Source organism: Aquisalinus luteolus (assembly GCF_009712425.2).
Lineage (GTDB): Bacteria > Pseudomonadota > Alphaproteobacteria > Caulobacterales > Parvularculaceae > Aquisalinus > Aquisalinus luteolus.
Map to the genome: position 1 here is coordinate 71,321 of NZ_VCJR02000002.1, position 25,282 is coordinate 96,602.

Consider the following 25,282-nt stretch of genomic DNA (forward strand, 5'->3'; position numbering starts at 1 on the left):
AGGCTGCGCTTTCCGTGACTTTTTGCCGGAGATGGATCAATCGTCTGCGTGCAGAAGACCTTCCTTGTTTTCCACGATCAGGGAGTTGAGCATCCATGCCGCTTCTTCGTGGAACCCGATACGAGCGGTCAGCAGGTCTGCCGTATAGATATCCTCTGCCTCTTCTGCGGCCTCGGCGATATCGCGCATCTGGGCGGAAATCTTGTGATGATCCCGCGCCAGTTCATGGACCATGTGCGAGGCATCCGGGATGGACGAGACGCCTTCGATAACGCTGTCCCTGGAGTATTTCTCGAAACCGACCGGTGTCAGGAAGCCCAGTGCACGGATACGCTCGGCGATCTCGTCGATGGCTTCTGCCAGATTGACATATTGTTCATCGGTCAGCTTGTGGATCGAATAGAACAGCGGGCCGGTAACGTTCCAGTGATAGGCATGGGTCTTGTGATAGAGCACATAGGTGCTCGCCAGTGCCTGGCCCAGTTTTTTGGCCAGCTTCTTGCGCTGGTCACGATCGATACCGGATTCTACCGGCAATTCTTCACTTCGTGCGTCAAATGCGGCGTTTGCCATGGGTAATTACCTCCTCTTTGGATGTACAAGACTGTTGAATTGACAGGCGCTATTTCACCGCCCTGCCAAGGCAGCGCGGCACGCCCGGTGATGAAAACGGATTAAGGGGCTACGTCAGGTAGCTGGATGATATTGCTGTCGTTGCCGATCCTGTCGGCTGCTGCGCGGTCTCGGCGTCGCCACCTGTGTTGAAAAACAGGAAAGCACCCAGTACCAGCACAGCAAGGATCGTCGAAATCAGCAGTACCCAGCGCATCTCGTTGCGCGTTTCGCCCTGACGTCCTTCTTCTTTTGATACTTCGACCATGGTTTGATCCTTTCAGATTTCCTGCACTGTGATAACAGCCTGAAGGCCCGCAGGTTCCAAAAAATGCTGTTGGCACCGTTGGCCTAAAGCCCTGTAATCACTGACATCTTGTGGCGCCCGTACAGCGCGTTCTATAGAGAACTATGTCCATGGAGCATTCCGTCACCCTGTCTCTCGATAATGTGAGTGTTGCCCGCGGCGGCGCAGATGTCGTCGCGGGCGTAAGCATCACCTTGTCCGCCGGTGATGCGCTGATGCTGACGGGCCCGAATGGATCGGGAAAAACCAGCCTGCTGCGCGCGATCGCGGGATTTGCCCGGTTCGACGGCATGATCGCCTTTGCCGATGGGCGTGATGCACGCGACCGGCAGGAGGCGATTGCGACCCATGTCCATTATCTCGGCCATGAGAGTGGGGTGAACCGGCGGGCTGACGCGCTGGCGAATCTCTCCTTCTGGCGCGCGCTGCTGGGCAATCCGGCACCGACAGCAGGACTTGCCCCTGAAGCCGCGCTGAATGCGGTTGGCCTCGAAAACGGGCCTGTATGGAAATTCTCGGCAGGCCAGCAGCAACGCCTCGCCATTGCCCGGCTGCTGGTTGTACCACGGGCCGTCTGGCTGCTCGATGAACCGGTCACCGCCCTCGACGCCGCCGGGCGCGACATGCTGGTCGCCATCTGCCAGAACCATCGCGCACAGGGTGGCATCATCATCTCCTCCTCACACGGACTGTTCCCGCTTGCAGGGGTCATCACCCTGTCCCTGCAAAGGGCTGAGGCAGCATGAGCAAGGTGACTGCCCTTATAAGGGACGAACTGCGCCTGCGTGCCGGCGGGCCCGCACCTTATGTGGCATTCGGGTTCTTCGTGCTTGCGGGCATCCTCGCGCCCTTCGCCCTCGGCCCTGAACCTGACTTGCTACGGGAAATAGCGCCGGGCTATGTCTGGCTGATCGCGGCAATCTCGGTGCTTGTCGGGCTGGAAGGGCTGTTTCAGGAGGATATCGCCTCGGGCCGCATGGCGGTGTTGCGCCTGTCCGGCCTGCCCACATGGGCCATCGCGCTGATTACCATGGGCACCTACTGGCTGGTCGTTTGCCTGCCTGTGGTGCTGGCGAGCCTGCCGGTATCCTGGCTTCTCGCCGGCAGTGGCGAGGCCACCATGTCCATCGCACTGTCGCTGCTGATCGGCACGCCGGCGCTTGCCATGTTGGGGGCAACGCTCGCCGCCATTGCAGGCGTGGTCAAGCGCGGTACGGGCCTCGTCATCTTTCTCGCCCTGCCGTTCTTCGCACCAGCGCTGATTTTCGGCACGCGCCTCGCTACCGGGGGCGAAGAGGCCCTGTCAGCCGGTCTTTTTCTTGCCGCTTTCAGCCTGCAAACTGTGGCCCTGTGCCCGCTGATCACCGGCCTCGCCATTCGCCAGAACATGGAATAGCTTTAAATGGACAAGGCATGCGTGACATGGTCCACTAAAGCCCGGGATTGATGCAAGACAGCGTAGCGTTACCACTATTACTAGACCCTGCTGGGGAAGACACCACGGGAAGGAATACATGAAGAAGACCGGCCTGATTTTTCTGTTTTCGCTTATGTCCAGCCTCATCGCGCTGCCTGCCATGGCTGCGCCGCAGACCATCGCCAATTATCGCGACTGGGTCGTCTACAAGCAGGACCTGAATGGCGACACGATCTGCTATGTCGTGACCGAGCCGACGGAAAAGCTGCCGGCCGCCGTCAATCACGGCAATGTCTTCTTTCTGGTCTCGACGTGGAAATCCGGCGTCGCGAGGAACCAGCCGAGCCTGATGACCGGCTATGCCCTGCGCGATGCGCCCGAGCCGACGATCCGCATCGGCTCCGACAAATGGGACATGTTCATTTCCGAGACCGAAGGCTTCATCGATGAAGCCAGCGACGAGGAGCGTCTCGTCGCCGCCATGCGCCGTGGATCTGACATGCGCATCTCTGCCGTTTCAGAACGCGGTACGGCGACGAACTATACCTTCTCGCTGATCGGCGTGTCCGACGCGCTGGAACGCGCCAGCCGGGAATGCCGCTGAGCCGCTAGCCGATTCCCGATTGCATTTCCAGCCTTATCAACCTATGGTTGGTGGATTGCTTATTGCCCGCACCGTAGCGTGACCTTAACCGTGGGTTGCAAGGGGAACGGGGATGAGCTGGGGGGCTTGTTTCAGACAGTATAGCCTGACCGCGCCAGCATTCCTGCTGGCGGCCTTTCTTTCATTGTGGCCGGGCCTTGCCGAAGCCTCCGCCTGGACCAGGCCAGCCGGCGACATTCTCCTGATCAACCGTGGCGAATATTTCAGGGGAAGCCATTTCGCCGCGCGCTATGAACAGATTGCGACCAGTCTTTACGTCGAGGCAGGCCTGACCGACAGGGTCATGCTCGGCGGCTCTCTCTTCTATGCAGACCAGTTCAATGACGGAGCGTTTGCCGGTGCCTCCTCAGGTATCGCCACGGCAGAAGCCTTTGTTCAGGGCCGCCTCCACAAGACCGAAAACGCCGTCTTTTCCGCGAGCCTTCTCTACAGCGCAGAGACCAATATCAGCCGCGTGCTGGCGGCTGGAACTGGAGAGCTGGTCGAACAGGATGCGGCCATCGAACCCGCCCTTCATTATGGCCGCGATATCGGCAAGATATTCCTGTCGGCCAAGGCCGGATATCGCACCTCACTCGGGCTGGACCCGGAACGTCTCAACACCGAGCTGGTCATCGGCTGGAAGCCGGACGAGCGCTGGATGGTCATGGTCAAGTCACTGAACACGACCAGCCTGACCGATGGCGACAGGCCCTTGGCCGACTACGACATCTATCGTCTGGAGCCTGTCATCGCGTGGACGCCGAAGGGGCCGACGAGCTATGAAATCGGCCTGCGCACAGATATTGGCGGACGCAACATCGCGACCGGTACAGCGGCCTTCTTTGGCATATGGAGCCGGTTCTGATGCTGCGCATTTCGGCCCGGGCGGTCTTCGCCATAGTCTGCATGCTAACGCTGTCTTCGCTGACGATCGCGCCGGACCCTGCTCCCGCCAAAGCAAGCATAGGCCTCGCCATCCAGCAGGTGGATATCGGTGATGCGGTCGCGGGGCTGCGATTGCCCTCCCTGATGATCGTGTTCCTGCTGGTCGTACTGCCTGTTGGATACTGGTTGCTGGCAAGACGGCAGCTGCAGCGACGGACCCGCAACAGATGAGCGACAGGCAGGGACGCTCGGCGCAGGCAGCGCGCCTGCAGGCGCGGCTTGCCAGCGCGAAACATGGCGACATCCTTGCCATCAGGCATGACAATGCCGGTTTCCTGGACTGGGCAGCGCTGGAAAAACTGCGCGACGACATGCCGATGCTGAGCGCCAGTCACCGGCTTTCGCGCAGGCAGAAGGCTGTATGCCTCGTGCTGGTCTTGCTCATCACCGCCTTACTGGCTGTGGCGCCATTCAGGACACTGACGGTCATCAATGGCCTGTTTGTTCTCTACTGCTGCGCGGGTCTTGCCCTGCGTGGCTGGATGCTGCTGTCAAACCTGAGGCCGCAGGCGAGAGCGGCCGCACCAGCGCAGGTCCATGACTGGCCGGTCGTGACCATCCTGATCCCGCTCTACAAGGAAGCGGCAACCCTGCCCCATCTGGTCGATGCGCTGCTCGGCCTCGACTATCCTCAGGACAGGCTTGACATCAAGATCCTGCTGGAAGAGGACGATACAGAGACGCGCGCCCTGGCCGAAAGGATTTGCCGCGCGCCCTGTTTCGACCTCGTCCATGTGCCGGACAACCTGCCGCGCACCAAGCCCAAGGCCTGCAATTACGGCCTGTGGACGGCACTGGGTGAGATCACCGTCATCTACGATGCCGAGGACCGTCCGGAAGCGGACCAGTTGAAAAAGGCCGTGATAGCCTTTCGCGCCGGCGAAGACCGGCTGGCATGCGTGCAGGCTCGCCTCAACTATTACAATCGTCGCAAGAACTGGCTGACGCAGCTGTTCTCCATGGAATATGCGCTGCTGTTCGATATCGTGCTGCCATCCCTCGCAAGGGTCGGCGCCCCGATCCCGCTTGGCGGGACATCGAATTTCTTCCGCACACGCATCCTGCAGGATATCGGCGGCTGGGACCCCTATAACGTCACCGAGGATGCCGATCTCGGCCTGCGCCTCGCCGCAGTGGGCTATAGTGTCGGTGTCATCAACTCGACGACCTACGAGGAGGCGGTCAGCCATGCAGGCCAGTGGGTGCGCCAGCGCTCGCGCTGGCTGAAGGGCTATTTCCAGACATGGCTGGTGCACACGCGGCGCAATCCCTATTTCGCCAAGCCACCGCTGTTCTCCAGGGCAGGCTTTACCCGGTTCATTACACTCCACCTTGTCATGGGCGGGGTGCTCGTCTCGGCCGTCGTCAACCCGATCTTCTGGCTGCTGTATATTCTCTGGCTTTCGGGCCATGGCGACTGGCTGGCAAACATCTACCCTTCGCCGCTTCTGGAAATTTCAGTCTTCACCCTGCTCGGGGGCAATGCCTTCATGGCCTATCTGACCATCGTCGCGCCATTGCGCCGGCGCTGGTACGATCATTGTGTCTATGTCGTCCTGATGCCGGTCTACTGGCTGATGCTGTCGGTTGCCGGGTACAAGGCACTGTGGCAACTGATCGTCAAGCCGTTCTATTGGGAAAAGACCATGCATGGCGCACCCGATGCTGAGGGGAATGACACGGTGACGTCGCTGGTGGCGGACAAGTCATGACCGCATTGCGTCGACAACTTGCCCCTTGGCGGCAAAGGGTACGGCAGGCCGCCATCGCGCTCCTGATACTGACCAATCCGCTGATCGTCACGCTTTTCCCCGATACCCAGGCCCTGTTGCTGGTCGCCGGGCTGGGCCTTGTCTTCATGGCAGCAGGCCTGCTGCCACGCGCCGGGCTGCAGCAGTCAAGCGTGCTCGCAGGCACCAGCCTCCGCGCTTTACCTCTCCAGCGCCTACAGCATTCTCTACATGCCTTTCCTGATCGCAGGGCTGGTGATCATCATGCCGCGACGACACCTGCATCGGCATACTGTCGGCTTTCTCATCGTGCTGTTGTTGCCGGTCATTCTCGCGATCTTCTCTGCCGCCTATCTCGATTTTCTCGGCGCGTTCGACCGGACAGCGGCGATATTCAGCGCCCGCGACTGGTTCGCGGCCCGGCAGGCCCTGCCGGGGGCGGATATATGGCTTGCGCGTTTTGGTGGCCATTTCCAGACGGCAGCAGCAAGCGCCCTTGTCTGGACGGTATTCACCGCGCCGCTGCCTGTTTTGTGCCTGGTGCGAGAGCGGCTGCAGACAGGCGGCAGGCATGCGGCCTATGTGATGCTCAGCCTGATCCTCGCCCCGGCCATTGCCGCGCATTTTACGCTGCCGGTTTCTCCGCTGGTGTTTCTGGGCGCGATGCTTGCCGCGAATATCCCGTTCATCGCGGCAACGCCATCACGCATGGCACTCGCCGGGCTGACCCTTGCATGGGCAAGCGGCATGGGCGCGGTATGGCTCTACGCTTCGTGAAACCTGCCGACACGATTGGCAGTTGGCGGCCTTGCCTTTTTGTGGCATCGCAGGGTCATGGATACGCCCTCTCCTCTCGGCGATCTTGCCGGCCTGCCCTTTCGCAAGATGAACGGCCTCGGCAATGATTTCGTCATCATCGACCTGCGCGCCCACCGTGGCGTGAAGGTGACGGAGGAGGCTGCGCAATATCTGGGTGACCGTAACGGGCCCTATGGCTGCGACCAGATCATCACGATAGAGGAGCGCGCAGGCGAGCCCTTCATGGGCATCTGGAATGCCGATGGCAGCGCGGTCGGCGCCTGCGGCAATGCCACGCGCTGCGTCGGCCAGATCCTGATGGATGAGAGCGGCGAGGATGCCGTCGCCTTCATGACGCCGTCAGGCCCGATCAGCGCCGAGCGCGTCGGCAGCAATCGCGTCGTCGTCGACATGGGCGAGCCACGCCTGAAATGGGAAGATATTCCGCTGGCGGAAGAGACACAGGACACGCGCTATGTCGATATCAAGCTCGGGCCCATCGACAAGCCGGTGCTGTGGGGGCCATCCGCCGTCAATATGGGCAACCCACATTGCATCTTCTTCGTCGAGGATGTGGAGGCACAGGCGCTCGACCGCTTCGGACCGATGATCGAGCATCATCCGATGTTCCCCGAACGCGCCAATGTTTCCGTTGCGCAGGTAAAGTCGAAATACGAGATCCGCCTGCGGGTATGGGAACGCGGCGCCGGCATTACGCAGGCCTGCGGTACCGCTGCCTGCGCTGCCCTCGTCGCCGCCCATCGCCGCCGCCTGACTGCGCGCAAGGCAAGCGTCGTGCTGGATGGCGGCACGCTCGCCATCGAGTGGCGTGAAAGCGATAATCACGTAATGATGGCCGGCCCCGTCGCCTTCGAATATGACGGTATTCTCGAGTAGCCGTTTTACTCCGTGACCGGCGTGATCGTCAGGTCGACCTTGCCTACGCGGAAGCCCCATTTGCCGACCGTTGCCTTGTTGATGATGACGCCATCTGCCTGCCTGACCAGCACGTCGCGGAACTTCACCGTCATGCCCTTGCCGCCGTCTTCACCCGGCAACAGGACCGTATATTCCAGCCGGAAGGCCTCACCGTCCATATAGCCACGCGCCGTATCCACCACATCCTCGCGCGTGCCGGAGTATTCACCATTCTCAAGCTTTGTCAGCCGCCATGTTTTCTTGTCGGTCTCGCCGTCATCATATTCGAAATCCTCGAGCAGTGTCAGCGTCTCGCCATCCCACGAGCCATCGAGCCAGGCCGTGAAGGAACGGTTCGTGCCATTGATCGCAGAGAAAGATCCTTCGCCGATGGTCCTGCCGGCCAGATCACGCTCGACCACGAAGGGCTCGATCGCCGCTTCATCGAGCGGCACGGCGGGGCGGCCTGCACAGGCGGAGATCGTCAGTATGGCAAGCGCCATTGCTGCAAGAATGCGAAAGGCAGTCATCGTCTTTCCCCTTCGGGTTTGCTATTGAGAGAGATAGATTGAGGGTGCCCCGGGCCAAGCGCCTGCGGCAAGGTGGACCACCTGTCGTGTCATTGCGTTTTTTCGACCGGCACGATTGTCATGGTCGCCTTGCCAATCCGGATGCCGAACTTGCCGACGGTGACAATATTCACGATCACTCCGTCCTGCCGCTTGATGATGGCATGCTCGAATGACGCCTTCATGCCCTGCCCGTCTTCGCTGCCCTGAAGTTGGCCATTATAGGATAGCCGGAAGACAGGCCCGTCCTGCCACCCCCGCGCCACGCCGATGACATTATCGCGCGTACCAATCCATGTGCCATCGGAAAGCTTCGTGAGCTGCCATGTCTGACGCTCCTCGCGCCCGTCTTCATAGGTGAAGTCCTCAACATAGATCAGCGTGCCATCCTTGAACTGCCCGTTCATCTGCGCGGCGAACTCTGTGTCAGTACCGTTGATCGCCGTAAAGTTTGCATTGGCGATGAACGCACCCTGCAGGTCGCGGCTGATATCGATCGTTGTCGTTTCGGCAGTGTCATAGGGATTGGCCGGCGGCCCCTGACAGGCCGAGGTGAGCGCCATAACAAACACGAATGCGGCAAAGAGCTTCATGGAATGTCCGGTATTGCTTGTCTGTGTATATAGCCCGCGCGCCATGACGGGACAGCGAGAAGGGTTTTGAAGCCACGGCCCCGCTTGCAAGAGGCCCGCTCATGCCTCATGTACCCTGACATGACAGACAACACCGCTGCTTCCAACGCACCAGCAACAGGCAGGAAAACCGAGGTCGTGACCCTCGGCTGCCGGCTGAATGCGTATGAGTCTGAAAAGATGAGCGAGCTGGCAAGCGCGAGTGGTCTGTCTGACACGATCATCATCAATACCTGTGCAGTGACGAACGAGGCCGTGCGACAGGCACGCCAGGCCGTGCGCAAGGCCCGCAAGCGCGCGCCGGAGGCCCGCATCGTGGTGACGGGCTGCGCGGCGCAGATCGATCCTGAAGGCTTCTCCAGCCTGCCGGAAGTCGATGTCGTTATCGGCAATGCCGACAAGCTGACCGCGAAAGCATGGCAGTCCGTATCCGGAGGCTCCGTACCCGCCGTCAGCGACATCATGGAAGAGACAAAAGCCCCGACCGCAGCGCCGCTGCCAAAGGTCGAGCGTGCCCGCGCCTATGTGCAAATCCAGAATGGCTGCGATCACCGATGCACGTTCTGCATCATCCCCTTTGGCCGCGGCAATTCCCGCTCGGTGCCGATTGCTGACGTCGTTGAAGAGTGCCGCGCCATCGCCGCGCAGGGGGTGAAGGAGATCGTGCTGACCGGTGTCGACGTTACCTCCTATGGTCCAGACCTGCCGGGCAATCCGACACTGGGCATGCTCGTCTCGCGCATCCTGAAAAACGTGCCCGACCTGCCGCGCCTGCGCCTGTCCTCCATCGATGGCGCGGAGATAGACGAACACCTGTTCGAGCTGATGGTCAGCGAGAGCCGTATCGCGCCCTATCTGCATTTATCTTTGCAGGCGGGTGACAACATGATCCTGAAACGGATGAAGCGCCGCCACACGCGCGAACAGGCAATCGAGTTCTGTGCCCGTATCAAGGCACGCCGCCCTGAGGTGACTTTCGGGGCAGACATCATCGCCGGTTTCCCGACGGAGACGGACGAGATGTTCGCGAACTCGCTGAAACTGGTCGAGGAATGCGGCCTGACCTTCCTGCATGTGTTCCCGTATTCTGCGCGCAAGGGCACACCCGCCGCACGCATGCCGCAGCTGGATGGCACGATTATCAAGGATCGGGCCGCCCTCCTGCGTGCCGCAGGAGACGCGGCGCTGGAACGTCATCTTGCAGGATTTGTTGACAAGACGGTGAGCGTTCTGACCGAGAAGGCCGGAAAGGATGGCACCGGCCATGCGCGCCTCGCCGATTTTACCGAGGTACGGTTTGACGCCGGTGACAATGGCCATCTGCGCGAACCGGGACATATAACCAATGTCACCATCACCGGCCATGACGGTCGCGCGTTAATCGCCACGCTGCATGAGACAACGGAACGGACAAAGGGATGAGCGAGAAAAAGGGATTCTTCAGCCGCCTGTTCGGCGCACGCGATGCTGCCGAGACTGACAAAGGCGACGAAGTCAAGAATGACGAGAAGGCGACCGAGGGCCGTCAGGGCGTCACCGACCGCGATGCACACGATGTCCATGCGCAGCGCCCTGATGACGACAAGGAAAAAGCTGCCGCCACCGCCGTTGAAGACAGCGAAGCCGGTGCCCCCGTCACCCTGCAGGAAGGGTTACAGGCCGAAGCCGAAGTACCGGCACAACGCGAGGATGAAGACAATCTCGCCCCCAATGCTAACGCAGATGGCTATCTCGAGATCGAGGACGAAGAGGCGATGCCCGTCGCCGATACCGGCCCTGCCGTGCCCGATGTCGAGGCGCGTCACCTCAACGACATTCCGGTTACGGAAACGGAAGGCGATGTCGCGCCAGAAATACAGGAAGAAAAACCATTCGAGGGAACCAGTACGGGCGAAGCGGCTTCCGCCCCGATTGCCGATATTCCTGAGCCGGTTGAAGGCATTGCTGAAGAGACACCATCGCCGGAAGCTGAACCGGAAAGCCCGGTCATCGATTATCCGGAACCCGATGTTCAGGACACAACTCAGGCACAGGCTGAAACCCCGTCGACACCGGAACCGCAAAAAAAAGGCGGCTTCTTCTCGCGTCTGCGCGATGGTCTTTCCAGGTCGTCCGAAAAACTCTCCGGCGGTGTCAGCGCGATCTTCACCAAGCGCAAGCTTGACGATGAGACGCTGGAGGAACTGGAAGACCTGCTGATCTCTGCTGACCTTGGCCTGCCCGCGACCACACGGATCATCGAGGCCCTGTCCGAAGGGCGATACGACAAGAACGTCTCGCCGGAAGAAGTGCGCGATGTCCTGGCTAGTGAAGTTGCAAAGACACTGGAGCCGCTGGAGCGGCCGCTGCAGATCGGTACCGGCCACGCGCCCCATGTCATCCTGATGACCGGCGTCAATGGCGCGGGCAAGACAACGACTATCGGCAAGCTGGCGAAGAAATTCGCCGATGACGGAAAATCCGTGATGCTGGCGGCGGGCGATACGTTCCGTGCCGCCGCGATCGAGCAGCTGCAGGTCTGGGGCGAGCGCACAGGCGCCCCTGTGATCACCCGCCCTGTCGGCTCTGACGCAGCCGGTCTTGCCTTCGACGCCTTGAAGGAAGCGAAGGAAAAGAACATCGACGTCCTGATGATCGATACCGCCGGGCGCCTGCAAAACCGACGCGAGCTGATGGATGAACTCGCCAAGATCGTCCGTGTCATCAAGAAGCTGGACGAAACTGCACCGCATGATGCGATCCTGGTCCTCGATGCGACCGTTGGCCAGAACGCGCTGAGTCAGGCGGAGGCGTTTTCACAGACAGCGAACATCACAGGGCTTGTCATGACCAAGCTCGACGGCACGGCGCGCGGTGGTGTGCTGGTCGCCCTCGCAGACAAGTTCGCAATTCCGATCCACTATATCGGGGTTGGCGAAAGCGTCGAAGACCTGCAGCCTTTTCAGGCACGCAAATTCGCACGGGCGCTGGCAGGTATCGCCACGGATCAATAGTCACCACTCAAGGGCAGGAATAAAAGATGAGCACAGGCACCAAGGGGCGCAAACTATCTGGCTGGCAAAAAGCGGCGGTCGACTTCGGACCACTCGCGCTTTTCTTCATCGGCTACTTCCTGCCGGATCGCGTTGGCCCGATCGTCAACAATTTGTTCTCGACGGGCTTCTTCACCGAGGATGGCAACGAGCTTTATCTCGCGCTGACGCTGTTCCTGCCTGCTTACATCGTTGCCTTCATCGCCTCACTGATCATCGAGCGGCGTATTGCACCGATGCTGCTGGTCAATGGCGTCATTGCCATCGGCCTTGGCGGACTGACATTACTGTCCGGCAACAAGACGCTGTTCTACATGAAACCGACGGTGATCTACGTGCTGTTTGCACTGGTGCTGACAGGCGGTTTGCTGACCGGAAAGAATTTCCTGAAGCTGCTCTTTGACGATGCCTTCCGCATGCCCGACAAGGCCTGGTACACACTGACATGGCGATTTGCTGCCGCTTTCCTCGTCATGGCAATCGCCAATGAAATCGCATGGCGCACGCTGACGGCTGGCTGCGTGCCCGATGCCGAATGCGCCGGTGAAGGCACGTGGGTGAATATCAAGATCTTCGGCTTCTCTGCAGCCTATATCCTGTTCATCATCACGCAGGGCCCCTTCATTGCCAAACACATGGAAGACAGCAAGAAAGACGGCGCAAAGGTCGTAGACGGCCCGGACGATACGGCGGCCTTCGTCAACACGGACAATGTCAGCGATGCAGATGACGAGACCACGGCTGCAAAAGGCAGTGAAGGCGATAACAAGCCGGGCTGAAGCCCTTCGACAGGATTGGTGAAGGGCGGGAAAGCGTCACTGTCCTTGACCTGATGATAATGCCGCAGCGCCCAGGCGACACTGGGGAAGGCAAGCTCGTCCCACGGGATATCATCCCATTCGAACAGAGCCACCTCTTCACTTTCAGGCCCCGGTGCAATCGTTTCCGGATTTTCCAGCGTTGCCCGGAACATGAGCTGCACCTGCGATATATGCATGATCGAATAGGTAGCGAGCATTTGGTGGATCGTCAGTGTTGCGCAGGCCTCTTCGCGCGCTTCGCGCATCGCACCGTCCTCTGCGGTTTCCCTGTGTTCGAGGTAGCCGGCGGGCAAGGTCCAGAACCCTTTGCGCGGATTGATCGCACGCCGGCACAAAAGAATGCGCGTTCCTGACGTGGCGACAGAGCCGACAACAATCTTCGGATTGTCGTATGCAATGAAGCCGCACCGGGTACAGACAGAGCGCTCCATGTTGTCGCCGTCCGGCACCTTTCGCGTAAAGTCCGGTTCCATCCTATCTGGTTTTTGCTCGTCCGAACCGGCCATGTCACCCTCCCTGAATTTCGGTGCGCTGGTATGGTCTTGCCACAGATATTCCGTTTTACCCCTTTTTCCGTCGAAAAATGTGGAAAAAATCTTGCAAAATGCTCCGACACCGGACACCGTGAAAATGTTTGTTAACATGCGCGATGCAAACAAGGACCACCAGGGCGGTTATAAGCGGGGACACCTTCTCCATATCGTCTGGCTAAAGCCGGTACTGAAGATCGGCTCGTTGAAAGATAAGAGGAAGACAATGGCTAATTTTTCGCTCGAACAATCCCCCGGTCACCTGCTCCGCCGGGCTCAACAATATGCATACGACCTGTATGCAAAGGAAGTGGGCAAAACCGGCCCGACACCGCGTCAGTTCGCGGTGCTGCATACCGTGTCTGAAAACGAAGGCCTGAGCCAGACCGACCTGGTCCGCAAGACAGGCATCGACCGGTCCACCCTGGCAGACATGATTTCCCGTCTGATCAAGAAAGGCATGCTCGCTCGCGAGCGCACGAAAGCCGATGCTCGGGCGAACTCTGTAAAACTGACAGCTGCTGGCAAGCGCGTTCTGTCATCTGCAACGGCAAAAGTCGAAAAAGCGGAAGCTGCCGCTCTCGACGTCCTGCCAAAAACCCAACAGGCAGCGTTCATGAAAGGTCTGTCGACCTATGCAGAGGCGCTGGACAAAATAGAGGCTGAACAAATGGCACCGAAGAAACGCGCGCCGCGCAAGGCAACCAAGAAGAAAGCTGCAACCACCAAGAAAGCTGCTGCGAAGAAAGCACCGGCCAAGAAGGCTGCAAAGAAAACAACTGCCAAGAAGGCAACCACCAAGAAGACCACTGCCAAGAAGGCAACTACCAAAAAGGTAGCGGCGAAGAAAGCACCGGCAAAGAAAGCCACAGCGAAGAAAGCGCCGGCCAAGAAAGCCGCTGCGAAGAAAACCACCGCCAAGAAAGCCCCGGCGAAAAAAGCTGCTGCGAAAAAAGCACCGGCAAAGAAAACCACCAAAAAACGCGCAACGAAGAAGAAAGCCTGAGACGGCCTGACTCGCGCATGAACGAGCAAAACGCCACCGCTAGCCGGTGGCGTTTTCTTTTGTTCGGTTATTCATCTGAGACGGCGCGCTTTTTCCAGCGTGAGACGGGCGGCGGCCCACCTGTCATTACGGGCCGGTTCTCGAACGTTCCCATCGAGATCATCCGGTCATAGAGAATGACCGCTGTTGCTACGGCGACATTGACGCAAAAGCGCGTCGGGATCTTGATCACATGATCGCACATCGCTGTCGCCTCGTCAGACAGGCTACCCTTCTCAGGCCCGAACAGATAGGCCGCCTGCATGGGATGGCGAAAGCTTGGCAACGGAATCGCCTCATCGGTCAACTCGACCCCGACAAGCGTACACCTTGCGGGCAGCTGCATCTCCTCAAGGCTTGGCCATGGATAGAATGGAAGGTGCTGCGCCCCCTTGGAGGTGTCGGCAGAGTTGATATCCCGCAGGCTGTGATGCATCTGAACAGTAAAGACGAAACTCGCGCCGAACCCGTTTGCGGTGCGCAGGATCGTCCCGAGATTGCGCGCCTTTGAAATGCGCTCGGCACCGACGCCGAAATAGCCCCGCATCATCGCGTTACACTCCCTCTTGCCGCTTCCCTCACAGCGCCAGTGTAAGCGAAACCGGTGCGTGATCGGAAGGTTTCTCCCAGCTGCGCGCGTCCTCGTGGATCGTATACGCATCGCGCCCGCCGGCGAGCGCCGCTTTCTTCAAGGCAGGCGTGACCCAGATATGATCGAGACGGCGGCCGCGGTTCGATGCCTTCCAGTCCTTCGCGCGGTATGACCACCAGGTGTAGAGCTTTTCCGGCTCCGGGATCAGTTCGCGTGCGACATCGACCCAGCCCGTGCGTTCGATGATCCGCGCCATATGCTCGACCTCCACCGGCGTGTGCGACACGACCTTCAGGAGCTGCTTGTGCGACCACACATCATGTTCGCGCGGCGCGACGTTGAGATCGCCGACGAGAATCGACTTCTTGTCGACCGTATCGGCAAAGCGCTCGGCCATTTCTGTCATGAAGTCGAGCTTGTGTGCGAACTTGTCGTTGACGGCAGGGTCCGGTTCGTCCCCGCCGGCCGGCACATAGAAATTGTGGATGTGCACATTGCCTTTCAGGCGGATTGCGATGTGGCGGCAATCTTCCTTGCTGCAGAACTGGTCTGCCCGCTCCTCCTCGAACGGGGTGCGCGAGGCGATGGCAACGCCGTGATAGCCCTTTTGCCCGTGTACGGCGATGTGCGGATAGCCGGCCTTCTCGAACGCCTTGCGCGGAAACTGGTCGTTCAGGCACTTGATCTCCTGCAGGCACAGAATGTCAGGGCTTTCTTCTTTCAGGAAACGCTCTACGAGACCGATGCGCAGGCGGACGGAATTGATGTTCCAGGTGGTGATTTTCATGGTCAGGCTTCCGGGACGTTGCAAGCACTCGCCTTAACCCACATCGCCGCTATGCGCCACCCGCACGCACCTGCACCAGCGCTAGAAACTGCCTAATCGCGCGGCGATGGCCAATACGACATTGGCGAGGACAACCAGAACAGCGATGGCAATGCCGACAATCCAGCGGAACGGATTTACAGCGCGGCTGAGATAACGCGTTTGGGTTCCGGCATCCCATCGGGTGATGCCGTTTTCCTTCAGGCGATTGTAGGATAGCACATGCGCCACGAGAGTGAGGATGGGCAATCCCATGCCAAGCCCCAGAATGAGAGCACCATAGGTGCGGCGCAAGGCCTGACCGAACCCCAGCTTGCTGCCATCTGTCGTGCGCAGGGAAATACCCATCAGCGATTTGCCCGGTGTAGATCCGATGCCGCTGATGATTGCGGCTTCGACCAGGGGATAGATCGTAAGGATCGTGATGACGCCAAGCGCCAGGTCGAAGAAGTAGCTGTAATCCGAGTAGAGTACGTCATCCAGCCAGTAACCCAGAGGCTCGACGAACAACCCTGTCAGGCCGACAAGGAAACCGACGATCAGTACCGGCACGAAATAAAGCAGCAACAAGTCTATTTGCTTGGCGACATATCGCGCCCAAGGCCGCGTCTTGACCGGTTTTTCTTCGATGCCTGCCTCTGGCTGACCGGCCCTGCCCATAGCCTGCTCTTCCGGTGTCGTATTCATGCTGACTGTCCCCGTCCGTTTTCCCGATCAAAACCTTACGGGAAACTGTCGAGAAGAACAGCCTGAATTCATGTTCAGCGTCGCGGGTCAGTCGACTTGAACAGATCCTGCGCCAGCTGTTCATCCACCCACGCCGCCATATCGGGATAGTCCGTGCGCCAGCCAAGCTCCGGCATGCGAAAATCGAGATAGTCGAGCGTGGTGACGAAAGCGATCGACGCCATGGTCTTGTGATCGGTAATCTCATCCAGGCTAGCAGCCATGGCCTTGACGCCTGTCGCCACATTGTCCGCCCAGCGCTGCATCCACCACGGCGATTGCGCCTCGCCATCGGGTGTACGCAGGCGCATCATCGTGCGGCTGACACAGGCATCAAGGACGCCATTGCACAGGGCAAGGAGCGTCCTGATCCGCCATGGCGGCAGGTCTTCGTTCACGAACAGGCTGTCGCCTTCGCCGATAGTGTCGAGGTAATCGCAGATCACGGCGCTGTCATAGATCATCTCGCCATCATCGGTTTCCAGCACCGGTATCTTGCCCAGCGGGTTCATCGCCTGCAGGTGCGCGCGATCCCCTGCCGTATCTATGCGGACGACCTCGAGCGACTCACCAAGTCCGTGATGGGCAGCCACCAGGAAACAATTGCGAACGAAGGGTGATGTGGTCGATCCGTAGAGTTTCATGGGAGGACTTCCTGTCTGTCGTGGGCGGAGACTAACAGCTCAAGCCCGTCCTGTGCGACCAACTTTTCTGCAGTCGATTGATTTCAATTGCAGGCAGCTTGATCTAGAGCAACGCCATGGACATGCTCAGCTCCCTTCCCCCATTGATACCAGCCGACCTTACGCTGTGGCAGGCCATTATCGTCATCCTTGTCAGCCTGATCGGCGCGGCAATGACCGCCGCGACATCGATCGGCGGCGGGCTGTTGCTGGTGGCGATCATGAGTGCGTTCTTCCCGCCTGCTGCCGTCATCCCCGTTCATGCTGTGATCATGATCGGGTCGAATGCCGGGCGCTCCATCCTGCTGATAAAGTATGTCAACTGGCGTATCTGGGGCTGGTTCGTCATCGGGCTTGTCGCGGGTGGCCTCGTCGGCAGCCAGGTCGTCTTCTCCCTGCCGGCCCAGATCCTGCGGCTCGCCATTGCCGCCTTCATCCTGTTTACCCAGTGGGGGCCGAAGATCGGCAGCTTCGTTTCCGGCGAAGGGCGCAAGGGCAGCATCGTTTATATCGTCACCGGGGCAATTTCCACCTTCCTGACCCTTTTCGTCGGCGCCACCGGCCCGTTCATGACCGCCGTCCTGTCAAAGGACCGGCTGACGCGGCAACAAATCGTCGCGACGGCAGGCGTCTCCATGACTTTTCAGCATACGGTCAAGGTACTGATCTTCGGCTTTGGCGGCTTTTTGTTTGCGCCATGGCTGCCCTTCATCGCGCTATGCATCGCGGCAGGATTTGTCGGCACCTTTATCGGCACACGCGTCCTGCACAATATCGATGAAGCGATGTATCGCAGCCTGCTGAAATGGATCCTGACCGGCATCGCCGCCTATCTGGTGCTTCTCGTTCTCTTCTAGCGCCGCACCGAAAAGTGGGAACCGGTTTTCGGTTCAGCGGCGCGCAGCAAAAAGATCAGAAAATGTTGAAGCTGGAACCGATGACCGAGACCGGCCAGCGACCCTGTTCGAACAGGCGGAATTTCAGCGCGAAAAGATGATCGGCCGGATCGAGGTCCGGATCGACAGCGGCGGCAAGCAGCGTCAGCGCCGCATTGTGGGTCGTCTGCACGGCCGAGCCGACGGAAAGGTTGTGTACTTCCTCATCGACCATGTCCCACAGGGCGGCGGTATCCAGCAGCGCACTTTTGACGGCGTGGCCTGCCTTGTCGGAGACGACGGACAGGCCAAGCTGCAACGCTTCCTCGGAAATCGCCTCCAGCGCCCGGCCCGTCAGGTCGGCGCGAGCAAGCTCCTCGGCTTCCCAGGCCGGGCTGGACCAGTCAAAGGTCTCCGACGCGGCGGCGGCCTCGTCCCAGCTCGGCAGGACGGCAACTTCGGTGCCCGGGAAACCGAGACGGTCGAGATAGTCATCGGCAAGCTGGCGGGTGGAGCGGCTAAGCGGCTCTCCGAGGCGGGAAAACCACGGAATAAGCTCCAGCCCGTCGGCAAAGCGACGCAGGCGGGAGAGAACGGGCACTTCCCGTTCCAGCTGTTCAAGATCGATATCGTCTGGATACATGTCTGACATACCATAGAGGTGGCGCGGAGCCGTGGATGTTTCAAGCGAAAAAAAAGCGCCCGGCCGAGCCGGGCGCAAATTTGCGCTGTAGCGCTTCTTCAACACCGGGAGGGGAATCCGGCGACGCGGAAGCAGCTCTGCAAGCGGGGGGCGACGCTGAACTGCTCAAACCTAACGCGTAGTGTTACTTTCACGCATCAGTCAGGAATTTTCAAGTTACAGAATGGAAAAAATTCCTTGATTGTTGCGCGAATACAAATGTTAGCGGTCCCTCAGGAATGACCCACCAGCTTCCGGCGCCCTGAAAGCGTTGTTGGCGATGCGCACACCGGTTTTCGGGTCATGCAGCTCAACGACCGTGACACCGCCACGCGGGTCATAAACGGCCCAGCGCATCAGTTCGAGATCAGGCGCGGCAAATTCCAGTACCAGCTGGCCTTCCGTCTCGATATCGCTCGACTCCAGCGTCAGGGAGACAGTGTCAGCCTGGCGATTGACCGCTGTCAGCTCCGCATCGGCGCTGTCGATCTGCTCGGCCAGCAGGAATTTCAGCGGTGTCTTGTTGACCGGATAGCTGTCGGTCGTCTCCAACTCGCTGTCATGGACATAGACGAGGCCCTGATTGGCAACGATCAGCGTCGGGACAGGCTTGTCATATTCGAACCGCAGGCGGCCCGGGCGCGACAGCTGCATCGTGCCTTCGGTGACATTGCCGCTCGGCGCAATCTGCGTGAAGCGGGCCTCCATCGTGGAAATGCCTTGCAGATAATCGACAGCCTTGGCGAAAATCTCGTCATCGCTGAGATCGGCAAAGACGGCATTTTCAACGCCGACGGGCTCTTCCAGATCAGCTGGTGTCATGGCCGGCGCTGTGGACTGATCAGCCAGTTCGGGAGGTTGCGTCAGGTCACGCGCCTCGCCGATCGGCTCGACATCGTCCTGCGCATCTTCCTGCACCACTGCGACAGCCGAAGCAGCGGAGGTTACGGGTGTTGTCGCGACAGACGCCTGAGCGGACATTGCGGGCGTGGCGGTTGCCAGCGCGAACACGCTGAGGCACGGGTAAAGGGCGGATATGGTCATGAGAGGCTCCTCACCAATTCATTTAGTTGATACGCAATCTAGGGGGCCGGTCCGGTCAAAGGAAGGGCAAGGTGCGGCCAGATTGTGGCGCGTCATCACATGATTGTGGGCGGTTTTACCGATTAGCTGGCGCACATCGCCTTGATCACGTCCTGCGCGGCGCGCGACCAGCCTGCCTCGCCCAGCAACGCCTCGCGATCTGCCAGTTCGAAATCGGCAAAGTCGAACCCCGGCGCGACAGTGCAGCCGACTAGAGAATGCGCAGTGCCTGACGCAGGCCGCGCCCCGAACCATGTGCCGGCGGGCACGACATGCTGGGGATTGTCCTGCGACAGCCGGGTGACATGCACCTCGCCATCTCGCAATTCATGAACCAGCAGCGGCCCGCCCTCATAGAAGTGCCAGACCTCGTCCGAGGCAATTCGGTGAAGATGGGAGACGTTGCCGGCGGCCAGCAGGAACAGGATCGCCGTCGATGCTGCACGCGGTCCTTTCAATGTATCGACCGTCACTCCGGCGCGATAGGTCTCCGCAAACCAGCCCCCTTCGGGGTGAGGCTGGAGGTCATAGCGATCTATCAGCCGGTCAAAACCAGCCATGTCAGGCCTTTCGCCCGGCAAGCGCCGCCATGGCGAAGAGGATCATCAGCGCGGTCAGCCCTGCAAGGGCAATGGTCAGCGCCAGATGGCCCGGCGGGGCGGGGCGCACGAGCAGCATCATGGCTGCCGCCATCAGGGCAACGAACAATGTCGCCAGCAGGGACCGCCCGAAGGTCGGCGGCGCGGACGGCTTGACGACGATGAAGGTGATCAGCGCGAGGATGACAAAGAGGAACGCATAGCCCCAGCCCCCGGCCATGGACGTCAAAACGCCGCCAGCGACATGGCCGCCAATGGGAATGGCGTAGTAGAGGATCGCGACCAGTGCGGCGAGGCAGTAGGCGAAAAACAGAAAATAACGCATTTGTTTCGTCCCCGTATCGTTTCCGGAGGCAAGCGTAGCATGGCGTCAGGGCTTGCGCACCATCATGGTTTAAGCTCGGCGGCCAATAGCACGAAGCACACCGACAAGGGCGAGCGAGACGAGAACCGCCAGAACCGCCCAGAGGATCGTCAGCACGACCATCAGCAACAGAAGCGGCGTGACCATCTGCAGGACACTGCCATCGGTGAGGCCCGTCAGCCAGGCCTGTGCCGTCAGTACGAAGAAAAGAAGGCATGGCCCCCAGATGAAGACACGCTGGTACCGGGATGTGAAACGCTCGCCAAACCCTGCCTGCCTGGCAGATGCAGGGCGCAGCACCTGTTCCAGACCCAACAGGACCAGCGTGAAGAAAACGGCAGCAATGGCCCAGACAACAGCGAGCACGGTGGCAAGCAGGAGGAGCCTTGGAATATCCATCGGCCCGGCAACGCCTTCGGCAAGGGTGAGATAGGCCTGCACCGAGGCGGGCAGGAACAGCAGGCTGATGCCCCACTGGAACACCCGCCTGTACCAGACGGTGAAAGTCATATGGAATGGCGGTGACACCGGCTGGTCTGACATGGCTCCCCCCCTGATGCATGGCCCGAAAACTGAGCCCGGAAACCTTTGCACTTGCAGACGGGAAAATCTAGGCCGCGTCCTCGCCCAGCAGCACGTCGCGCTTGCCGGCATGGTTGGCTGGCGAGATGACGCCCTCTTCTTCCAGCTTCTCGATCAGCGTCGCGGCGCGGTTATAGCCGATAGATAGGCGGCGCTGGATGTAAGACGTCGAGGCCTTGCGGTCGCGCACGACGATGGCGAGCGCCTGATCGTAGAGCGCATCGCCGGAGGAGGTGTTGCCTCCGATGGACATGCCGTCGGCCCAGTCCGGATTCTCGCCGTCCTCGTCGCCTTCGGTGACTTCCTGGACATAGTCCGGGGCACCCTGCTTCTTCAGGTGGGCGACGACCTTTTCGACTTCATCATCGGAGACGAAGGCACCATGCACACGGGTCAGGCGGCCGCCGCCGGCCATGTAGAGCATGTCGCCCTGGCCGAGTAGTTGCTCCGCGCCCTGCTCACCCAGAATGGTGCGCGAGTCGATCTTGGAGGTGACCTGGAAGGAGATCCGTGTCGGGAAGTTCGCCTTGATCGTGCCGGTGATGACGTCGACCGACGGACGTTGCGTGGCCATGATCAGGTGGATACCGGCGGCCCGCGCCATCTGGGCGAGGCGCTGGACCATGCCTTCGATATCCTTGCCCGCAACCATCATCAGGTCGGCAACCTCGTCGATAACGACGACGATGAACGGCATGGTCTCGAAATCGAGTTCCTCGGTCTCGTAGACGGGCTCGCCCGTCTCCTTGTCGTAACCGGTGTGCACGGTGCGGGAGAGGACCTCGCCGCGATCCTCTGCCTCACGGATGCGCTCGTTGAAGCCGGAGATATTCCGTACACCGACCTTGGACATTTTCTGGTAGCGTTCTTCCATCTCGCGCACGGTCCATTTCAGCGCGACGACGGCCTTGCGCGGATCGGTGACGACAGGGGCCAGCAGGTGCGGAATGCCTTCGTAGACGGACAGTTCCAGCATTTTCGGGTCGACCATGATCAGCTTGCACTGGTCAGGCGGCAGGCGATAGAGCAGCGACAGGATCATGGTGTTGATCCCGACGGATTTGCCCGAGCCTGTCGTGCCCGCGATCAGCAGGTGGGGCATGCGCGACAGGTCGGCGAATTCAGGCTCGCCGCCAATATTCTTGCCCAGCGACAGGGTCAACGCGCCCTTGGCATGCTCGAACTCGGTCGCAGACACCATCTCGCGGAAGAAGACCGTCTCGCGGTCGAGGTTCGGCAACTCGATGCCGATGGCGTTGCGGCCCGGCACGACGGCGACACGGCAGGCAACGGCGCTCATCGAGCGGGCGATATCGTCGGCGAGGTTGATAACGCGGGAGGATTTGACCCCGGCGGCGGGCTCCAGCTCGTACAGGGTGACGACCGGGCCGGGGCGGACATTTATGATCTCGCCGCGCACGCCGAAATCGGCCAGCACCGTTTCCAGCATGCGCGCGTTCTGCTCAAGCGCCTCGTCGGACACGGCGATGCGGTCGCGGTCCGTCGGCTTGGCCAGCAGGTTCAGCGGCGGCAGGCGGTAATTGCCGGCATCGAAGACAGGGAATTCGGGCTGGACCTCGGCGGCCTCACGGTTCGACTTGGCCTTTTTCTTCTGGTTGCGAATGATCTTGCGCTTGACCTCGTCAGAGACGCCAGTGCGCCCATCTGCGCGAAGGGCCGGGTCGGCGACGAGGCGATCTTCATCCTCTTCCTCATCGTTTTCCTCTTCATATACTTCGTCTTCTGCAACGGCTTCGTCTTCGTATTCGACGTCTTCTTCCTCGTCGCGACGGTCACGCATGACCAGGGCGGCGAGCGCCTCCATCTTTTCGCGGGCGGCATCCCAGATCTCGAAGGCAGCTTCCATGGCCAGTTCGACATGCCAGCGCTCCACCCCACAGGCGACGCAGGTCGCCCAGGTTGCAATGGCAAGCCAGATCGCCCCGGCGAAGGCAACGGCGCCGGGAATGCCGACAAGGGCGAACGGCCAGGTCAGCATGGCGGACAATCCGCCACCGATCAGCCCGCCCATGGAGACGAGATAGGGCCAGTCCGCCGTCAGCGGCAGGCCACCTGCAAAGCCGGCCATGGCGAAGAAACCGACAATCCAGCACAGGAACTTGGCCCAGGCGCTCAAGGGCGTCGCACCCTCCGGCGCGCCATGGCGCAGGCCCGACCAGCCCCAAACGATCAGCGTGACGGGCAGCAAGAGCGCACCGCCGCCAAGCAGCTGCAACAGGAAATCGGCGATATTGGCGCCAACCGGCCCGGCGAGGTTCGTTACCGGATTACCCGTGGCGTTATTGAAGGTCGGATCGTTGATAGAAAAGCTGGCCACCGCCAGCCAGCACATTGCGGCAAGGAAGATCAACGCCGCGCCGCCGCAGCGCACGACCAACCCCTTGACCGCGTTGCCGGCACGGGCGAGCGCGGAAATTTCCGGTTCTGGCTGTATGGGTCGGCGGGCTGTGCGGCTCATCGAAACGGTTGGTACTTGCTCTGGTTTTTACGCGAACTTCAGTCTGAACTGACAGGCTGCCATGCGCTTTGCAAAGATTAGGTTAACGCCTGATTAAGCATTGCGCGAGGGCACATGACAATCGGGTAAGCTGCCGCAAACGGCGCTGAATCGGCAAAAAGCCCGGCATCCATGACAGATGCCGGGCTTTTGTTTTCCACAACCGGGGCTTTGCGTTAGCCGGCGCGGAATTCCGGATAGGCCTCGAGGCCCAGCTCGGCCTTGTCGAGGCCGACCTGTTCGTCCGCCTCGCTCGCCCTGATGCCGATGGTGAATTTCAGGATCACCCAGATCAGTGCAGAGACGATGGAGACGAAGGCACCGATGGAGACGACACCGATCAGCTGCCAGACGATGTTTGTATCGGCGTTGGACAGCGGCACGATCAGCGTGCCCCAGATGCCGCAGACTAGGTGGGCCGGGATGGCACCGACGACGTCGTCGATCTTCAGCTTGTCGAGCAGCGGCACGGTCAGGCAGACGAGGACGCCGCCGACGGCACCGATGAACACGGCCTGCCAGATGACCGGAGCCAGCGGCTCGGCCGTAATGGAAACGAGGCCGCCGATGGCGCCGTTGAGCGCCAGCGTCAGGTCGACTTTCTTGTACAGGAAGTGCGAGGCAATCATCGCGGCGACGACACCGGCTGCAGCAGCGGCATTGGTGTTAACGAAGATCGTGGCGACAGCGATGATGTCTTCCGCCGTACCGGCAGCGAGCTGAGAGCCACCGTTGAAGCCGAACCAGCCGAGCCAGAGGATGAACGTGCCGAGCGTTGCCAAGGGCAGGTTCGAGCCAGGCATCGCACTGACCTTGCCATCCATGTATTTGCCGATACGCGGGCCGAGGATGATCGCGCCCATCAGCGCCGCCCAGCCACCGGTGGAGTGCACGAGGGTGGAACCGGCAAAGTCGGAGAAGCCACCTGCGGCGAGCCAGCCGCCGCCCCACTGCCAGCCAGCCTGGATCGGATAGATGAAGCCGGTCAGGATCGCGGTGAAGATCAGGAAAGGCAGAAGCTTGATGCGCTCTGCCAGCGTGCCGGAAACGATCGAGGCTGCCGTGGCGACGAAAACCATCTGGAAGTACCAGTCGGAGTGGGCCGCATAGCCGACAGCAAGCTGTTCGATGGCCGAGCCCTGGGCGTCACTCTTCCACAAACCGAAATCGCTGGTCAGGAAGCCGCCTTCACTGACACCATAGATGAAGTCATAGCCGAACAGCCAGACCATGATGCCCGCAATGGAGTACAGCGCGATGTTCTTCAGGCAGATCGTGGCCGCGTTCTTGGAACGGACCATGCCGACCTCGAGCATGCAGAAGCCCGCAGCCATGAACATGACGACCATGCCCGAGATAAGGAACAGGATCGAGTTGAAGACGAATGCCGAAGTTTCGGTAGCCGGCTGAATTTCCTGCGCCATGGCACCGCTGGCCATGACCATGCCGAGCATGGACACGACCCCGCCGGCAATCAGTTGTCTGGTTAATTTCATGAGAATAAACCCTCGTCGGTGTTATTGTTTTTGGGCTTGTGCCGCCCGTCACTCGAACTGTCATCCTATTGTCATTCGAAACGAGTGGCAACACGAAAACTTGTGCGGCGCAGCACGAAATTTCTATTTTATGCTCTGAATCGCCTTATACTAGCATTTAATATCAAGCCAACCCCTGCCAATAGCACTAATTGTTGCATACACGTCACAGCATTGGTTGGATTTTACAGTTTTGTAAAAAAGGCGTTGATTTC

28 protein-coding genes and 1 pseudogene are annotated in these 25,282 nt (G+C 60.1%); 13 read left to right on the plus strand and 16 right to left on the minus strand.

Annotated elements, in window-relative coordinates; translation table 11 throughout:
- Window positions 1–36: 36 nt before the first annotated feature.
- Together FF098_RS08710 and FF098_RS08715 are read right to left on the minus strand one after the other, a co-directional pair.
- Window positions 37–573, minus strand: coding sequence for a Dps family protein (locus FF098_RS08710; RefSeq protein ID WP_155139609.1), 537 nt, complete (start codon window positions 571–573; stop codon window positions 37–39).
- A gap of 109 nt (window positions 574–682) precedes the next feature.
- The gene (locus tag FF098_RS08715) at window positions 683–880 is read right to left on the minus strand and encodes a hypothetical protein (RefSeq protein WP_166426430.1); all 198 of its coding nucleotides are present in this window, start codon (window positions 878–880) and stop codon (window positions 683–685) included.
- Between the two features lie 149 nt (window positions 881–1,029).
- Here FF098_RS08715 and ccmA point away from each other — a divergent pair, with 149 nt between their 5' ends.
- From ccmA to dapF, 8 genes are all read left to right on the plus strand, one after another.
- On the plus strand, window positions 1,030–1,665 hold the full coding sequence (ccmA, locus tag FF098_RS08720; protein ID WP_166426439.1) for a heme ABC exporter ATP-binding protein CcmA: 636 nt from the start codon (window positions 1,030–1,032) through the stop codon (window positions 1,663–1,665).
- Window positions 1,662–2,315 (plus strand): heme exporter protein CcmB, encoded by a 654-nt coding sequence (locus FF098_RS08725; RefSeq protein ID WP_155139612.1) that lies wholly within the window; start codon window positions 1,662–1,664, stop codon window positions 2,313–2,315. The genes ccmA and FF098_RS08725 overlap by 4 nt, the downstream gene beginning before the upstream one ends.
- A 118-nt stretch (window positions 2,316–2,433) precedes the next feature.
- Window positions 2,434–2,940 (plus strand): invasion associated locus B family protein, encoded by a 507-nt coding sequence (locus tag FF098_RS08730; protein ID WP_229714566.1) that lies wholly within the window; start codon window positions 2,434–2,436, stop codon window positions 2,938–2,940.
- Between the two features lie 112 nt (window positions 2,941–3,052).
- Window positions 3,053–3,847, plus strand: a complete 795-nt coding sequence (locus FF098_RS08735) for a hypothetical protein (RefSeq protein ID WP_155139614.1) — start codon at window positions 3,053–3,055, stop codon at window positions 3,845–3,847.
- Complete coding sequence (locus FF098_RS08740; RefSeq protein ID WP_155139616.1) at window positions 3,847–4,098, plus strand: hypothetical protein; 252 nt, start codon at window positions 3,847–3,849, stop codon at window positions 4,096–4,098. The genes FF098_RS08735 and FF098_RS08740 overlap by 1 nt, the downstream gene beginning before the upstream one ends.
- A complete protein-coding gene (locus FF098_RS08745; protein ID WP_155139618.1) occupies window positions 4,095–5,639 on the plus strand; it encodes a glycosyltransferase family 2 protein in 1,545 nt (514 codons plus the stop codon). The genes FF098_RS08740 and FF098_RS08745 overlap by 4 nt, the downstream gene beginning before the upstream one ends.
- A gap of 249 nt (window positions 5,640–5,888) precedes the next feature.
- A complete protein-coding gene (locus tag FF098_RS08750) occupies window positions 5,889–6,434 on the plus strand; it encodes a hypothetical protein (protein WP_155139620.1) in 546 nt (181 codons plus the stop codon).
- A gap of 57 nt (window positions 6,435–6,491) precedes the next feature.
- Window positions 6,492–7,352 carry a diaminopimelate epimerase gene (dapF, locus tag FF098_RS08755; protein WP_155139622.1) on the plus strand — a complete coding sequence of 287 codons (861 nt, stop codon included), beginning with the start codon at window positions 6,492–6,494 and terminating at the stop codon, window positions 7,350–7,352.
- A gap of 5 nt (window positions 7,353–7,357) precedes the next feature.
- Here the strand turns inward: dapF and FF098_RS08760 are convergent, their stop codons facing one another.
- Entirely contained in the window at window positions 7,358–7,903 is a 546-nt protein-coding gene (locus tag FF098_RS08760) for a DUF3833 family protein (RefSeq protein ID WP_155139624.1), read from the minus strand.
- Window positions 7,904–7,992: 89 nt separating this feature from the next.
- Complete coding sequence (locus FF098_RS08765) at window positions 7,993–8,535, minus strand: DUF3833 family protein (protein WP_166426440.1); 543 nt, start codon at window positions 8,533–8,535, stop codon at window positions 7,993–7,995.
- Between the two features lie 120 nt (window positions 8,536–8,655).
- On the opposite strand from FF098_RS08765, the gene mtaB reads away from it, so the two are divergent.
- Genes mtaB through FF098_RS17700 form a run of 3 tightly spaced genes read left to right on the plus strand, consistent with a single transcriptional unit; the run spans window position 8,656 to window position 12,385 of the window.
- A complete protein-coding gene (gene mtaB, locus FF098_RS08770) occupies window positions 8,656–9,996 on the plus strand; it encodes a tRNA (N(6)-L-threonylcarbamoyladenosine(37)-C(2))-methylthiotransferase MtaB (protein WP_205967450.1) in 1,341 nt (446 codons plus the stop codon).
- Window positions 9,993–11,567, plus strand: coding sequence for a signal recognition particle-docking protein FtsY (gene ftsY, locus FF098_RS08775; protein WP_155139630.1), 1,575 nt, complete (start codon window positions 9,993–9,995; stop codon window positions 11,565–11,567). Before mtaB ends, ftsY begins: the two co-directional genes overlap by 4 nt.
- A gap of 26 nt (window positions 11,568–11,593) precedes the next feature.
- Window positions 11,594–12,385, plus strand: coding sequence for an inner membrane-spanning protein YciB (locus FF098_RS17700; RefSeq protein ID WP_155139633.1), 792 nt, complete (start codon window positions 11,594–11,596; stop codon window positions 12,383–12,385).
- Between the two features lie 11 nt (window positions 12,386–12,396).
- Here the strand turns inward: FF098_RS17700 and FF098_RS17705 are convergent.
- A pseudogene (locus FF098_RS17705) lies at window positions 12,397–12,858 on the minus strand (NUDIX hydrolase); the annotation flags it as partial.
- On the opposite strand from FF098_RS17705, the gene FF098_RS08785 reads away from it, so the two are divergent.
- Window positions 12,767–13,963 carry a MarR family winged helix-turn-helix transcriptional regulator gene (locus FF098_RS08785; RefSeq protein WP_229714567.1) on the plus strand — a complete coding sequence of 399 codons (1,197 nt, stop codon included), beginning with the start codon at window positions 12,767–12,769 and terminating at the stop codon, window positions 13,961–13,963. The pseudogene FF098_RS17705 and the gene FF098_RS08785 sit on opposite strands and share 92 nt — an antisense overlap.
- A 67-nt stretch (window positions 13,964–14,030) precedes the next feature.
- Here the strand turns inward: FF098_RS08785 and FF098_RS08790 are convergent, their stop codons facing one another.
- The 4 genes from FF098_RS08790 to FF098_RS08805 form a co-directional block, all read right to left on the minus strand.
- Entirely contained in the window at window positions 14,031–14,552 is a 522-nt protein-coding gene (locus tag FF098_RS08790) for an RNA methyltransferase (RefSeq protein WP_205967452.1), read from the minus strand.
- A 28-nt stretch (window positions 14,553–14,580) separates the two neighbouring features.
- Window positions 14,581–15,387, minus strand: a complete 807-nt coding sequence (gene xth / locus FF098_RS08795) for an exodeoxyribonuclease III (protein WP_155141295.1) — start codon at window positions 15,385–15,387, stop codon at window positions 14,581–14,583.
- Between the two features lie 75 nt (window positions 15,388–15,462).
- Window positions 15,463–16,107: an RDD family protein gene (locus FF098_RS08800; protein WP_155139635.1), complete on the minus strand. Its 645-nt coding sequence runs from the start codon at window positions 16,105–16,107 to the stop codon at window positions 15,463–15,465.
- A 74-nt stretch (window positions 16,108–16,181) separates the two neighbouring features.
- The gene (locus FF098_RS08805; protein WP_155139637.1) at window positions 16,182–16,790 is read right to left on the minus strand and encodes a glutathione S-transferase N-terminal domain-containing protein; all 609 of its coding nucleotides are present in this window, start codon (window positions 16,788–16,790) and stop codon (window positions 16,182–16,184) included.
- Between the two features lie 116 nt (window positions 16,791–16,906).
- Between FF098_RS08805 and FF098_RS08810 the strand changes: the two genes are divergently transcribed.
- Window positions 16,907–17,686, plus strand: coding sequence for a sulfite exporter TauE/SafE family protein (locus FF098_RS08810; RefSeq protein ID WP_155139639.1), 780 nt, complete (start codon window positions 16,907–16,909; stop codon window positions 17,684–17,686).
- A 55-nt stretch (window positions 17,687–17,741) separates the two neighbouring features.
- Here the strand turns inward: FF098_RS08810 and FF098_RS08815 are convergent, their stop codons facing one another.
- The 7 genes from FF098_RS08815 to FF098_RS08845 all read right to left on the minus strand — a co-directional run bounded on the left by FF098_RS08815 (window position 17,742) and on the right by FF098_RS08845 (window position 25,028).
- Complete coding sequence (locus tag FF098_RS08815) at window positions 17,742–18,347, minus strand: hypothetical protein (RefSeq protein WP_155139641.1); 606 nt, start codon at window positions 18,345–18,347, stop codon at window positions 17,742–17,744.
- Window positions 18,348–18,608: 261 nt separating this feature from the next.
- Window positions 18,609–19,430, minus strand: a complete 822-nt coding sequence (locus FF098_RS08820) for a LolA family protein (RefSeq protein WP_155139643.1) — start codon at window positions 19,428–19,430, stop codon at window positions 18,609–18,611.
- Between the two features lie 122 nt (window positions 19,431–19,552).
- Complete coding sequence (locus FF098_RS08825; protein ID WP_155139645.1) at window positions 19,553–20,029, minus strand: cupin domain-containing protein; 477 nt, start codon at window positions 20,027–20,029, stop codon at window positions 19,553–19,555.
- 1 nt (window position 20,030) lies between these two features.
- The gene (locus FF098_RS08830) at window positions 20,031–20,393 is read right to left on the minus strand and encodes a hypothetical protein (protein ID WP_155139647.1); all 363 of its coding nucleotides are present in this window, start codon (window positions 20,391–20,393) and stop codon (window positions 20,031–20,033) included.
- A 69-nt stretch (window positions 20,394–20,462) separates the two neighbouring features.
- Window positions 20,463–20,975: a hypothetical protein gene (locus FF098_RS08835; protein ID WP_155139649.1), complete on the minus strand. Its 513-nt coding sequence runs from the start codon at window positions 20,973–20,975 to the stop codon at window positions 20,463–20,465.
- 67 nt (window positions 20,976–21,042) lie between these two features.
- Window positions 21,043–23,493 (minus strand): FtsK/SpoIIIE family DNA translocase, encoded by a 2,451-nt coding sequence (locus tag FF098_RS08840; RefSeq protein ID WP_155139651.1) that lies wholly within the window; start codon window positions 23,491–23,493, stop codon window positions 21,043–21,045.
- Window positions 23,494–23,708: 215 nt separating this feature from the next.
- Window positions 23,709–25,028, minus strand: a complete 1,320-nt coding sequence (locus FF098_RS08845) for an ammonium transporter family protein (protein ID WP_155139653.1) — start codon at window positions 25,026–25,028, stop codon at window positions 23,709–23,711.
- Window positions 25,029–25,282: the final 254 nt, after the last annotated feature.

Coding starts and splice junctions, on each gene's coding strand:
- FF098_RS08730 (WP_229714566.1), top strand. CDS start 2,434: ATGAAGAAGACCGGCCTGATTTTTCTGTTTTCGCTTATGTCCAGCCTC.
- ftsY (WP_155139630.1), top strand. CDS start 9,993: ATGAGCGAGAAAAAGGGATTCTTCAGCCGCCTGTTCGGCGCACGCGAT.
- FF098_RS08800 (WP_155139635.1), bottom strand. CDS start 16,107: ATGAATACGACACCGGAAGAGCAGGCTATGGGCAGGGCCGGTCAGCCA.
- FF098_RS08835 (WP_155139649.1), bottom strand. CDS start 20,975: ATGTCAGACCAGCCGGTGTCACCGCCATTCCATATGACTTTCACCGTC.
- FF098_RS08750 (WP_155139620.1), top strand. CDS start 5,889: ATGCCTTTCCTGATCGCAGGGCTGGTGATCATCATGCCGCGACGACAC.
- FF098_RS08845 (WP_155139653.1), bottom strand. CDS start 25,028: ATGAAATTAACCAGACAACTGATTGCCGGCGGGGTCGTGTCCATGCTC.
- FF098_RS08815 (WP_155139641.1), bottom strand. CDS start 18,347: ATGTATCCAGACGATATCGATCTTGAACAGCTGGAACGGGAAGTGCCC.
- ccmA (WP_166426439.1), top strand. CDS start 1,030: ATGGAGCATTCCGTCACCCTGTCTCTCGATAATGTGAGTGTTGCCCGC.
- FF098_RS08740 (WP_155139616.1), top strand. CDS start 3,847: ATGCTGCGCATTTCGGCCCGGGCGGTCTTCGCCATAGTCTGCATGCTA.
- FF098_RS08725 (WP_155139612.1), top strand. CDS start 1,662: ATGAGCAAGGTGACTGCCCTTATAAGGGACGAACTGCGCCTGCGTGCC.
- FF098_RS08735 (WP_155139614.1), top strand. CDS start 3,053: ATGAGCTGGGGGGCTTGTTTCAGACAGTATAGCCTGACCGCGCCAGCA.
- FF098_RS08745 (WP_155139618.1), top strand. CDS start 4,095: ATGAGCGACAGGCAGGGACGCTCGGCGCAGGCAGCGCGCCTGCAGGCG.
- FF098_RS08760 (WP_155139624.1), bottom strand. CDS start 7,903: ATGACTGCCTTTCGCATTCTTGCAGCAATGGCGCTTGCCATACTGACG.
- FF098_RS08805 (WP_155139637.1), bottom strand. CDS start 16,790: ATGAAACTCTACGGATCGACCACATCACCCTTCGTTCGCAATTGTTTC.
- FF098_RS08825 (WP_155139645.1), bottom strand. CDS start 20,029: ATGGCTGGTTTTGACCGGCTGATAGATCGCTATGACCTCCAGCCTCAC.
- FF098_RS08785 (WP_229714567.1), top strand. CDS start 12,767: ATGCGCGTTCCTGACGTGGCGACAGAGCCGACAACAATCTTCGGATTG.
- FF098_RS08715 (WP_166426430.1), bottom strand. CDS start 880: ATGGTCGAAGTATCAAAAGAAGAAGGACGTCAGGGCGAAACGCGCAAC.
- FF098_RS17700 (WP_155139633.1), top strand. CDS start 11,594: ATGAGCACAGGCACCAAGGGGCGCAAACTATCTGGCTGGCAAAAAGCG.
- FF098_RS08790 (WP_205967452.1), bottom strand. CDS start 14,552: ATGATGCGGGGCTATTTCGGCGTCGGTGCCGAGCGCATTTCAAAGGCG.
- dapF (WP_155139622.1), top strand. CDS start 6,492: ATGGATACGCCCTCTCCTCTCGGCGATCTTGCCGGCCTGCCCTTTCGC.
- FF098_RS08765 (WP_166426440.1), bottom strand. CDS start 8,535: ATGAAGCTCTTTGCCGCATTCGTGTTTGTTATGGCGCTCACCTCGGCC.
- mtaB (WP_205967450.1), top strand. CDS start 8,656: ATGACAGACAACACCGCTGCTTCCAACGCACCAGCAACAGGCAGGAAA.
- FF098_RS08840 (WP_155139651.1), bottom strand. CDS start 23,493: ATGAGCCGCACAGCCCGCCGACCCATACAGCCAGAACCGGAAATTTCC.
- FF098_RS08830 (WP_155139647.1), bottom strand. CDS start 20,393: ATGCGTTATTTTCTGTTTTTCGCCTACTGCCTCGCCGCACTGGTCGCG.
- FF098_RS08710 (WP_155139609.1), bottom strand. CDS start 573: ATGGCAAACGCCGCATTTGACGCACGAAGTGAAGAATTGCCGGTAGAA.
- FF098_RS08810 (WP_155139639.1), top strand. CDS start 16,907: ATGGACATGCTCAGCTCCCTTCCCCCATTGATACCAGCCGACCTTACG.
- FF098_RS08820 (WP_155139643.1), bottom strand. CDS start 19,430: ATGACCATATCCGCCCTTTACCCGTGCCTCAGCGTGTTCGCGCTGGCA.